This is a genomic window from Pigmentiphaga sp. YJ18, assembly GCF_038066655.1.
GTDB lineage: Bacteria > Pseudomonadota > Gammaproteobacteria > Burkholderiales > Burkholderiaceae_B > Pigmentiphaga.
Genome location: NZ_JBBUKU010000002.1, coordinates 917,224 through 927,934 on the forward strand (window position 1 = coordinate 917,224; position 10,711 = coordinate 927,934).

Genomic DNA, 10,711 nt, shown 5'->3' on the forward strand with positions numbered 1-10,711 from the left:
CGAGACCCCGCCCGCCGGCGGCGCCATCGTCTATTGCGACGGCGCCTGCCGCGGCAACCCCGGCGGGCCCGGTGGCTGGGGCGCCTGGATCCGCACCACCGAGGCCACGGTGGAAGTCTTCGGCGGCTCGCCCGACACCACCAACAACCGCATGGAACTGACCGCCGCCATCGAGGCGTTGCGCTGGCTACCGCAAGCCTGCGAGGTCGTGGTCTACACCGACTCGCAGTACGTCGTGAACGGCATGACGCAATGGCGCCACGGCTGGGTGCGCAAGAACTGGAAGGACGTCAAGAACGTCGAGCTGTGGAAGACGCTGATCGCCGAGGCGGACCGGCATCGCGCCACTTTCCGGTGGGTACGCGGACACAGCGGGCACCGCGGCAACGAACGCGCCGACGCGCTGGCCAACGAAGGACTAGACCACGCCAAGCGCACCGGCCGCAGCGAAGTGGTGGTGCGCATCGTGGCCGAACATGGCGCCGCCGGATAAGCACCGGATGTCTGCCCGCTTCAGGCGGGCAGCCGGATCGCCTGGTCCGAAGCCCCCAGGTCCCTGAGCGTATCGACCAGGATCTCCTGGAACTTGGTGATGCCCAGACTGATGGGCCGGTCGATGCGCCGCACGAGATAGCGCGAGAGAAACAGCCCCTTCACCGGCCCGCCGTCGAAATCCCCGCGCTTGATGTCCGCGCCTATGCCCGAGTACGGCGAGATGTGGGCCCCTACCCCGCGGCGCACGAGATCCTTGATCACCTGGAAGGCGTCGGTTTCCACCGTCACGTTCAGCGTCACGCCCAGGCGCGCGGCCTCGGTCTCGATGTGCTGGCGCGCCAGTTGCGTGCGCCCGGGCTGGATCAGCGGCAATCCGGCCAACTCCTTCAGCGTGTAGGTCCTGAGCGCATGTCGGCCTTTGCGGCGGCGTGGCATCATTACCCAGAATTCCTCGTCGCACAGATGCGTGCTGACCAGCAGCGGATTCGAGCCCCCGGCCAGCACCGCCAGGTCGAGCCTGTCGGCCAGCAGCCGGTCGCGCAATTCGTTGCTCAGGCCCTCGCACAGGTCGAACGTGGCCTGCGGGTACATCTTCTGGAACGCGGCCGCGACGGTGCCGATCACGAACCCGCCCAGCGAAGGCGGAAAACCGATCCGCAAGGTGCCGGCGACCGTGGTGCTGGATGCGATGACGTTGGCGCGGACTTCCCGCACCAGGCGAAAGATGGCCTCGGCGCCTGACAGCAGCCGCATGCCGGCCTCGGTCGGCTCCACGCCGCGGCTGTGGCGGAACAAGAGCTGCACGCCCAGCTCGTCCTCCAGCAGCAGCACCTGCCGGGTCAGCGCGGGCTGCGCGATATGCAGCGCCACCGAGGCCTTGGTGAAGCTTTTCAACTGCGCGACGCGCACGAAATACCGGAGTTGAACCAGATCCATCGCCTGCCTCTCCCTCGTTTTGCGCTATCGAATTATTTTATAGCTCGCCCCGAAAAACGGCATTTCTCGTGAGCCGCGACTCCGTCCAGAATGGCCTGGTACCTAGAACAGGACGGAGACACCATGAAACGCTACCTCACCGCGCCGCGTCTTTTGTTTGCCGCCGCGTCGTTGCTGATCGCGGCCACGGCAAGCGCGCAGGCCTATCCCGCCCGGCCGATCCGGATGATCGTGCCCTTCCCCGTGGGCGGCTCCACGGACACCTATGCCCGCCTGGCCGGCAAGCTGCTGGGCGAGGCGCTGGGCCAGCCCGTGATCGTGGACAACCGCGCCGGCGCCACCGGCCTGATCGGCAGCAGGCTGGTCAAGGATGCGCCGGCCGACGGCTACACGCTGCTCTACACCACCAACAGCGCCCACGTCATCGGTCCGCTGCTGCACAAGCAGCACGCCTTCGATCCGGTCGCCGATTTCACGCCCATCACCGAGGCGCTGCGCTTTCCCGCCTATGTGGTGGCCTCGACCAAGCTGCCGGCCAGGACCTTCAAGGAATTCATCGCCCTGGCCAAGGCCAGGCAAGGCGCGTTGAGCTACGCCAGCGCGGGCACCGGCGGCGGCAGCCACCTGGCCTGCGAACAGATGCTGGATGCGGCGGGCATCAAGGCCTTGCACGTGCCCTATTCGGGCGCGGGGCCGGCCCAGACGTCGGTCATGTCCGGAGAAGTGGACTTCCTGTGCGACTCCGTCGGCAACTCGCAGCCCATGGTCCGCGCGGGCAAGATGCGGGGGCTGGCGCTGGCCGCCGCGCAGCGCTCGCCCGCCATCCCCGACATCCCCACCCTGCGCGAGGAAGGCGTGCCGGTGGAGGCCTACGTCTGGCAAGGCGTCTTCGCGCCCAAGGGCTTGCCCGCCGATATCCGCGACAAACTGGCGACAGAGATCGCCCGGGTCATGCGTATGCCCGATATGCAGGCCCGCCTGCGCAAGGACGGCTACGACCCCGTGCTCCAGCCGCCCGAGCAATTCGCCAAGGACCTGGTCGCCGAACAGGCGATGTGGGCCAGGCTGATCGCCCAGAAGAACATCAAGGCCGACTAGCCGCCGGCCTCCCCCGCCCCCCCTCACGCAATCACGAATGGACATCGACCATGTTTGAATACTTCGGCGACAACTACACCTGGAATATGGCCGTCAACCTGGCGCTCGGCATGGGCGCCGAGATCGGCGAGATCGACGACGCCTCCGGCCCCGTCAAGGAAGCGTCGCGCCGCGGCGACCCGCACGCGGCCGAGATCCTGTTCGCCGCCTGGACCGGACTGGCCGACCGCGTGAAGGCGCTGGCGCAGCAGGACCTCCAGCACGACCGCGCCTACAGCGCGGGCCGCAAGTTCAAGCGCGCCGCCATCTACTACGTGCAGGCCGAGCGCATGCAGGCGCCGCGCTTCCCCGGCCGGGACGCGGCCTTCCGCGACATGCTGGAATGCTTTCGCCGCTACGCCGAACTGACCGGCCAGCCCGTCGAATGGGTGGACGTGCCCTACCGGGACACCACCCTGCCGGCGCTGTACGTCCCGGCGCGCGAGACGCCGCCCGGCGGCGCACCCTGCATGGTGCATTTCGACGGCCTGGACGTGACCAAGGAGATCCTGTACCTGATGGGCATCGGCGACGCCTTGCGCGAACGCGGCGTGTCGGTGCTGCTGGTGGACAACCCCGGCGTGGGCGAGGCCCTGCGCCTGCAGGGCCTGACCAATTTCCCCGAGGCCGAGGAACCCGCCTCGGCCTGCGTCGATTACCTGGAAACGCGCGACGACGTCGACGCCTCGCGCATAGGCATCATGGCCTTGTCGCTGGGCGGCTATCACGCGCCGCGCGCCGCCGCCTTCGAGCCGCGCCTGCGCTGCTGCGTGGCCTGGGGCGCCAACTACGACTGGGGCGCGACCCAGCGCTACCGCCACCAGAGCCAGGACCCGCGGCTACCCGTTCCGCATTACTGGGAACACGCGATGTGGGTGTTCGGACAGACCAGCGTGGAAGGCCTGCTGGCCACGGCGGACCGCATGACGCTGGAAGGCGTGCTGGACCGCATACGCTGCCCCATCCTGGTCACACACGGCGAGAACGACCGGCAGATCAAGCTGGCCCAGGCCGAACGGCTGGTTGCCGAATGCATCAACAGCCCCAAGGCCGAACTGTTCGTCCATACGCTGCGCGACGGCGGCGCCGAGCATTGCAGCGTCGACAACCTGGCGCTGGGCGTGGACACCATCGCGGACTGGATAAGCGCAACCATGCGGGAGCTGAAGCAGCGCCCGCATGCATGACGCCAGTGCCTAGCCGGCCTTCGCCCCGAACTTGGCCGACACGACGACCGCGCGGTCGTCCGGGCCGGCCTCGGAAGACCCCGCCGCCTTCCTGGGGTGCTTGAGCCGGTAGTCTTCGAGGAACTTGGCGATGCGGCCGATGGCCTCGCGCAGGTCCGCCTCGTGCGGCAGGAACACGATGCGGAAGTGGTCCGGGTGCGGCCAGTTGAACCCCGTGCCCTGCACCAGCATCACGCGCGTGGCCTCCAGCATCTGCAGGAAGAACTGGCGGTCGTCCTCGATCGGATAGACCTCGGGATCCAGCCTGGGGAACATGTAGAGCGCGGCCTGCGGCTTGACGCAGGTCACGCCCGGAATGGCGGTGATCAGCTCGTAGGCCAGGTCGCGCTGCTGGCGCAGCCGGCCGCCTTCGGCGACCAGGTCGTTGATGCTCTGGTAGCCGCCCAGCGCGGTCTGGATCGCCCACTGGCCCGGCACGTTGGCGCACAGCCGCATGTTGGCGAGCATGTTCAGGCCGTCGATGTAGTCGCGGGCGGCGCGCTTGTCGCCCGACACCACCAGCCAGCCCGCGCGGTACCCGCAGGCGCGGTAGCTCTTGGATAGCGAGTTGAAGGTCAGCGTCAGCACGTCGGTGGACAGGCTGGCCAGCGCGGTGTGGCGGGCGTCGTCGTACAGCACCTTGTCGTAGACCTCGTCGGCCAGGATGACCAGCCCGTGCTCGCGCGCGATGGCGATGATCTCCCGCAGCACGTGGTCGGGATAGACCACGCCGGTCGGGTTGTTCGGGTTGATGACCACGATCCCCTTGGTGCGCGGGGTGATCTTGGCGCGGATGTCGTCCAGGTCGGGAATCCAGCCCTTGGCCTCGTCGCACAGATAGTGCACGGGCGTGCCGCCCGACAGGCTCGCGACCGCCGTCCATAGCGGGTAGTCGGGCGTGGGCAGCAGCAGCTCGTCGCCATCGTCCAGCAGCGCGTTGGTGGCCATCGCGATCAGGTCGGACGCGCCATTGCCCAGGTAGATGTCTTCCAGCGTCACGCCCTGCACGCCCTGCGCCTGGGTGTAGTGCATGACCGCCTTGCGCGCGGCGAAGATGCCCTTGCTGTCCGAATAGCCCGCCGAGTTGGGCAGGTTGCGGATCATGTCCAGCTGGATTTCCTCGGGCGCGTCGAAACCGAACACGGCCAGGTTGCCGATGTTGAGCTTGATGAGCTTCTGGCCTTCGTCCTCCATCTGCTTGGCTCTATCCATGATGGGGCCGCGGATGTCGTACAGGACGTGAGCCAGCTTGTTCGATTTGTTGATGGGTTTCATGAATGAACGGGTCTTCGTAGGAATTGATGCAACGACACGGCCAAGCCACGATACCAGAACACGGGCGTGCCGGCGGCGGACGGCCCCGCCGGCGTTGCGATGACTTTCCACGGCTTGACTCGATAACTGTATATTTATACAGTACTCTGCCGTAAACCGCCGTTGCCCCATGTCTTCAGCCGGAACCTCCACGCCGCGCGCCAGCACCGCGATCCACCCCCTTCTGTGGCGGGGATCGCAGCTTGCCCGCAACTGCCGTCCCGGCCTGGATACCGGCCATGCCGAGCTGTCCCGCCAGTTGCCCGACGGCGGGTGGCCGCTGGGCAGCCTGACCGAACTGCTGCTGCCGCAGCCGGGCATAGGCGAAATCCGCCTGTTGCTGCCGGCGCTGCGGCAATTGCCCGTCCAGCGCAGCATCGTCCTGCTCCACCCGCCCCACCAGCCGTCCGTCCAGGCCTGGCAGGTCCATCGTTTTTCCAGCCGGCAACTGCTGTGGGTCGCGCCCGCCCACGCGGCCGATGCCCTGTGGGCGGCCGAGCAAGTTCTCAAGCAAGGGCATTGCGGCGCCCTGCTGTACTGGGCCTCGCGCCCGCCCGCGACCGCCCTGCGCCGGCTGCACCTGGCCGCCCAGGCCGGCGATACCGCCTTCTTCCTGTTCCGCCCCGCCGAATCGGCCCGCCAGGCCTCGCCCGCGCCGCTGCGCCTGCTGCTGCATCCCGCCGGCGACCAGTTGCGCGTGGACATCCTCAAGCGCCGCGGCCCCGTCCACGACACCAGCCTGCTGGTGCCGCTCGCGCCTTCGCGCGCGGCAGCGGCCGCGGGTCCGATTCCCGCCTTTTCCGAGTTTTCCCATGAGCCTGTGGATCAGCGTCTATCTGACCCAGCCCAGCCTCGACGCACTGAGCCCGTCCTGGCCGGATGACGCGGCCGGCCCGCTGGTGGTCCTCGAGCACGAGGCGGTCGTGGCCGTGACCCCTGCCGCCGCGCAATTGGGCGTGCGGCCGGGCATGCGCAAGAAAGGCGCCGGCGCCCTGGCCCCGCATGCCGCGTTCATCCAGCGGGATGTCGAACGCGAACGGCAACTGCTCGATGCCGCCGCGCTGGCCATGCTGCAATACACGCCGGAAGTCACCCTTGGCCCCGACACCAGCCTGCTGCTCGACGTCCACGCCAGCCTGCGTGTCTTCCGCGGCCCCCTGGCGCTGTGCCGGCGCATCCGGCGCACGCTGGAACAACTGGGCTGCCGGGCCCGCGTCGGCATGGCGCCGACCGCCCATGGCGCCTGGCTGCTGGCGGCACGGGCCACGCGCGGCCCGCGCCGCGTCCTGCGGCTGGATCGGCTGCTGCGCCGGATAGCCCCATTGCCCTGCCTGCTGCTGCCGCCGGCGCGGCCGCACCAGGCCTGGCTGGACGGCATAGGGTGCCGTACCCTTGCCGCCCTGATGCGGCTGCCGCGTGCCGGCCTGCAAAAGCGCTGCGGCCACGCCCTGCCGCACATGCTAGCCCAGGCCCGCGGCCAGGCGCCCGAATTGTTCGACTGGATCCGCGCGCCGCTCCGGTTTTCCGCGCGCCTGGAACCGATCGCCCGCCTCGAGCACACCGCCGCCGTCCTGATCGTGGCCCGCCGCCTCGTCCAGCAACTCGCGGGATGGCTGGGCGCCACGCATACGGCGGCCAGCGCCATCGACCTCCTGCTGGAGCACGAGCGCGGCCGCCACGCCCGGCCGCCCACGCGGCTGACCGTGGCCCTGGCCCAGCCCGGCTGGCAGGCCGACCACCTGCTGCGCCTGCTCAAGGAACATCTCGAACGCCTGACGCTGGAAGCGCCGGCCATCGCCGTGGCCCTGCATGCCGACCAGCTCGTCTCCCGCGCCGCTCCCTCCGAGGCTTTGTTCACCGACCCCGGCGGCACCCCGGCCGACCACGACCGCCTGGTGGAACTGCTGACGGCGCGGCTGGGCGCGGACCGCGTACTGGCCGCCCGGCCGCGCGCCGACCATCGGCCGGAAGCCGCCAATGGCTGGCAACCAGCCTTGTCCGCGTCCCGCACCGGCCCGCAGGACATGGCCTTCGAGGCCGAACGCCCGCTGTGGCTGCTCGCGCAGCCCATTGCCCTGGTCCTGCGCGGCAACCGCCCCTACTACGGCACCCCGCTGCGCCTGCTGCGCGGCCCCGAACGCCTGGAAAGCGGCTGGTGGGACGGCGCCCCCATCTCGCGCGACTACTTCGTGGCCGAAAGCGAAAACGGCATCCGCTACTGGCTCTACCTCGACCAGGCGCTGGACGAGCCGCGCTGGTACCTGCACGGGCTCTACGCCTGAATCGCCATGTCATCGCCCCCGCCCTCGATCCCTTCCCTGCCCGGCTACGCCGAGCTGCAATGCCTGACGAACTTCACCTTCCTGCGCGGCGCCTCCTGGCCCGGCGAACTGGTCGAACGCGCCGCCGAACTGGGCTACACGGCCCTGGCCATCACCGACGAATGCTCGCTGGCCGGCGTCGTGCGCGCGCACGAGGAAGTGAAGAAGCACAAACTGCGGCTGATCCTAGGCAGCCAGTTCCGGCTCGAAGCCCAGGACGGCATCCCGCCCATGGACCTGATCCTGCTGGCCACCAATAAGGAAGGCTACGGCAACCTGTCGGAACTGATCACTTATGCCCGCATGCGCGCCGCCAAGGGCAGCTACCGCCTGCTGCCCGGCGACCTTTCCCATCCCGAGGCCAGGCAGGATCATTTGCGCGGCGTGCCGGACTGCCTGGCCATCCTCGCGCCAGCCCAGGGCGTCGCCCGCGACGTGCTTGCCGAACAGGCCGGCTGGCTGGCGCGGACCTTTCCTGGGCGGTGCTGGATGGGCTTGGCGCTGCTCAATCGCGCCGGCGACGGCGCCCACCGCCAGACCGTCGAAGACGTCGCCCGCACGATGGACCTGCCTGTCGTGCCCCTAGGCCAGGTCGAGATGCATGTCCGCTCGCGCAAGCCCTTGCACGACACGCTGTGCGGCATTCGCCTGCGCCAGTCCGTGGCCGAGTGCGGCTATGCGCTGGTGCCGAATGCCGAACAGCACCTGCGCGCGCGCGTGCATCTGGCCCAGGTCTACGGCGCCGAGCTGATGCGGGAAAGCCTGCGCGTGGCCCGGCTGTGCACCTTCGACCTGAAGGAACTCGAGTACGAATACCCAGAGGAACTGGTGCCGGCGGGGGCCACGCCCGCCACCTATCTGCGCGACGAGACCTATGCCGGCGCCAACAGGCGTTTCCCCGAAGGCATCCCCGACAAGATACGCGAGCAGCTCGAAAAAGAGCTCTCGCTAATCAGCGAACTCCAGTACGAGGCCTACTTCCTTACCGTCCACGACCTGGTCAGATTCGCCAAGAGCCGCCGCATCCTCTGCCAAGGACGCGGATCGGCCGCCAACTCCGCGGTCTGCTTCTGCCTGGGCATCACCGTGGTCCCCCCGGATGACAACTCGCTGTTCGGACGCTTCATCAGCAAAGAACGCAACGAACCGCCGGACATCGACATCGACTTCGAACACCAGCGGCGCGAAGAAGTCATCCAGTACGTCTACGAGAAATACGGACGGCGCCGCGCCGCGCTGACCGCCGTCGTCATCAGCTACCGGTCGCGCAGCGCGCTGCGCGACGTGGGGCGCGCGCTGGGCATGGACCTGGCCCTGGTCGACCGCGTCGCCAAGGCTCACCAATGGTGGGACGGCAGGAAGAACCTGCTGAACCGCTTCGAGGAATGCGGGCTGGCCGCCGACTCGCCCGCGGCGCAACTGTGGGCCAAACTGACCGAGCAATTGCTGGACTTTCCGCGCCACCTTTCCCAGCATCCGGGGGGCTTCGTCATGTCGCGCGGGCCGCTGTCGCGCCTGGTGCCCATCGAGAACGCCGCGATGCCCGACCGCAGCGTCGTGCAATGGGACAAGGACGACCTGGACGCGGTCGGCCTGCTCAAGGTGGACGTGCTGGCCCTGGGCATGCTGACGGCGCTGCGGCGCGCCCTGGAATTCGCCAGTCAGCGACAACAGAAACTGCTCGATCTCTACAGCATTCCACCGGACGACACCCAGACCTACGACATGATCTGCCAGGCCGACACCATAGGCGTCTTCCAGATCGAGTCGCGCGCACAGATGAGCATGCTGCCCCGCCTGCAGCCGCGCAATCTGTACGACCTGACGATACAGGTCGCCATCGTCCGGCCAGGGCCCATCCAGGGCGGCATGGTGCATCCCTTCCTGAAACAGCGCGAACAAGCGCGGCTGCACGGCTCCGCCCGGATTCCGTATCCCAGCCCCAAGGTCCGGAAGGCGCTGGCCCGCACCTTCGGCGTGCCCATCTTCCAGGAACAGGTCATGCAGATCGCCATGTACGCCGCCGGCTACAGCGAAGGCCAGGCCGACGAACTGCGGCGCTCCATGGCGGCCTGGCGGCGCAAGGGCGACCTGGCGCAGCACTACGAACGCATCGTCAACGGCATGCTGATCCACGGCTACGACCGCGCCTTCGCCGACTCCATCTGCCGCCAGATCCAGGGCTTCGGCGAATACGGCTTTCCCGAATCGCATGCCGCCAGCTTCGCGCAACTGGCCTACTCCAGCTCCTGGCTCAAGCGGCACGAACCCGAAGCCTTCCTGGCCGCCCTGCTCAACAGCCAGCCCATGGGCTTCTATTCGCCCTACCAGTTGATCCAGGATGCCCAGCGCCATGGCGTGGCCGTCCTGCCCGCCGACGTGCTGGCCAGCGATTGGGAAGCCACCCTGGAAGACACCGGCGGCGAACGCCCCGCCGTGCGGCTCGGACTGAACCAGGTGCAAGGCTTGCCTGAAGCAGCCGGCCTGCGCATCCAGGCGGCGCGCGAACAGGCGCCGTTCCAGGACGCCACCGACCTGGGCCGGCGCGCCGATCTCGATCGGCATGCCTTGCAGGCCCTGGCCGCGGCCGATGCCCTGCGCCGCCTGTCCGGCCACCGCCGCGCGGCGCTCTGGGAAGCCACCGACAGCGTGCCCCAACGCGATCTATTGCGCGACGCCATGGTGTACGAACAGGCGCCGCTGCTCGACGTTCCCAACGAGGCCGACGACATCCGCGCCGACTACGAGTCCCTGAAACTGACCCTGAGGCGCCATCCCGTGGCGCTGCTGCGCGATCGCCTGACGCGGCGCGGCTTCGCCCCCGCTGAAGTCCTGCACACCTACCCCGACCGCCGCCTGGCGCGCGCCTGCGGCATCGTCACCGTGCGCCAGCGCCCAGGCACCGCCAAGGGCGCGGTCTTCGTCACGCTGGAGGACGAGACTGGGCAGGTCAACGTTATCGTCTGGCCGGGGCTGGTCGAACGCCAGCGCAGGGAACTGGTGGGGGCGCCGCTGCTGGGGGTGTATGGCACGTGGCAATCGCATCAGGATGTGCGGCATCTGCTGGCCAAGCGGCTGGTGGATTTGACGCCGTTATTGGGGAGTCTGGTGGTGGAGAGCCGGAATTTTCATTGAGAGTCGGATCGGATGGAATTGCTCCCGCAATCCCTGGGCGAATTTAGGCGCGTCGAGGTTTGCTTTTGGCCCCAAGCAGTCTTCCATAAGGTTTGGAATTGCTTCTTTATTGCGGACATTTAAGAAGGGACTGCCCAAGAATGCGCG

At 68.4% G+C, this 10,711-nt stretch carries 8 protein-coding genes; 6 read left to right on the forward strand and 2 right to left on the reverse strand.

The features are described from left to right. The first annotated feature begins 25 nt into the window (after positions 1-25). Positions 26-493 carry a ribonuclease HI gene (gene rnhA, locus WKR98_RS18110; protein WP_238160448.1) on the forward strand — a complete coding sequence of 156 codons (468 nt, stop codon included), beginning with the start codon at positions 26-28 and terminating at the stop codon, positions 491-493. Positions 494-513: 20 nt separating this feature from the next. Here rnhA and WKR98_RS18115 read toward each other — a convergent pair whose 3' ends face one another. Beyond that, positions 514-1,431, reverse strand: coding sequence for a LysR family transcriptional regulator (locus tag WKR98_RS18115; protein WP_341434265.1), 918 nt, complete (start codon positions 1,429-1,431; stop codon positions 514-516). Between the two features lie 123 nt (positions 1,432-1,554). Here WKR98_RS18115 and WKR98_RS18120 point away from each other — a divergent pair, with 123 nt between their 5' ends. After that, a complete protein-coding gene (locus WKR98_RS18120; protein WP_341434266.1) occupies positions 1,555-2,529 on the forward strand; it encodes a Bug family tripartite tricarboxylate transporter substrate binding protein in 975 nt (324 codons plus the stop codon). 50 nt (positions 2,530-2,579) lie between these two features. Further along, on the forward strand, positions 2,580-3,755 hold the full coding sequence (locus WKR98_RS18125) for an alpha/beta hydrolase family protein (protein ID WP_341434267.1): 1,176 nt from the start codon (positions 2,580-2,582) through the stop codon (positions 3,753-3,755). 9 nt (positions 3,756-3,764) lie between these two features. On the opposite strand, the gene WKR98_RS18130 is transcribed toward WKR98_RS18125, so the two are convergent. After that, the gene (locus tag WKR98_RS18130; RefSeq protein ID WP_341434268.1) at positions 3,765-5,069 is read right to left on the reverse strand and encodes a pyridoxal phosphate-dependent aminotransferase; all 1,305 of its coding nucleotides are present in this window, start codon (positions 5,067-5,069) and stop codon (positions 3,765-3,767) included. A gap of 169 nt (positions 5,070-5,238) precedes the next feature. Between WKR98_RS18130 and imuA the strand changes: the two genes are divergently transcribed. From imuA to WKR98_RS18145, 3 genes are read left to right on the forward strand one after another with little or no spacing between them, the layout of a single operon-like run. Next, complete coding sequence (imuA, locus tag WKR98_RS18135) at positions 5,239-5,991, forward strand: translesion DNA synthesis-associated protein ImuA (RefSeq protein ID WP_341434269.1); 753 nt, start codon at positions 5,239-5,241, stop codon at positions 5,989-5,991. Beyond that, entirely contained in the window at positions 5,921-7,390 is a 1,470-nt protein-coding gene (locus WKR98_RS18140; RefSeq protein ID WP_341434270.1) for a Y-family DNA polymerase, read from the forward strand. Before imuA ends, WKR98_RS18140 begins: the two co-directional genes overlap by 71 nt. Positions 7,391-7,396: 6 nt before the next feature. Beyond that, positions 7,397-10,564, forward strand: coding sequence for an error-prone DNA polymerase (locus tag WKR98_RS18145; RefSeq protein ID WP_341434271.1), 3,168 nt, complete (start codon positions 7,397-7,399; stop codon positions 10,562-10,564). Positions 10,565-10,711 lie beyond the last annotated feature (147 nt).

Bases quoted from the DNA above. Each gene is read 5' to 3' on its own strand.
- WKR98_RS18115 (WP_341434265.1), bottom strand. From the start codon at position 1,431: ATGGATCTGGTTCAACTCCGGTATTTCGTGCGCGTCGCGCAGTTGAAA.
- WKR98_RS18120 (WP_341434266.1), top strand. From the start codon at position 1,555: ATGAAACGCTACCTCACCGCGCCGCGTCTTTTGTTTGCCGCCGCGTCG.
- WKR98_RS18125 (WP_341434267.1), top strand. From the start codon at position 2,580: ATGTTTGAATACTTCGGCGACAACTACACCTGGAATATGGCCGTCAAC.
- WKR98_RS18130 (WP_341434268.1), bottom strand. From the start codon at position 5,069: ATGAAACCCATCAACAAATCGAACAAGCTGGCTCACGTCCTGTACGAC.
- imuA (WP_341434269.1), top strand. From the start codon at position 5,239: ATGTCTTCAGCCGGAACCTCCACGCCGCGCGCCAGCACCGCGATCCAC.
- WKR98_RS18140 (WP_341434270.1), top strand. From the start codon at position 5,921: ATGAGCCTGTGGATCAGCGTCTATCTGACCCAGCCCAGCCTCGACGCA.
- WKR98_RS18145 (WP_341434271.1), top strand. From the start codon at position 7,397: ATGTCATCGCCCCCGCCCTCGATCCCTTCCCTGCCCGGCTACGCCGAG.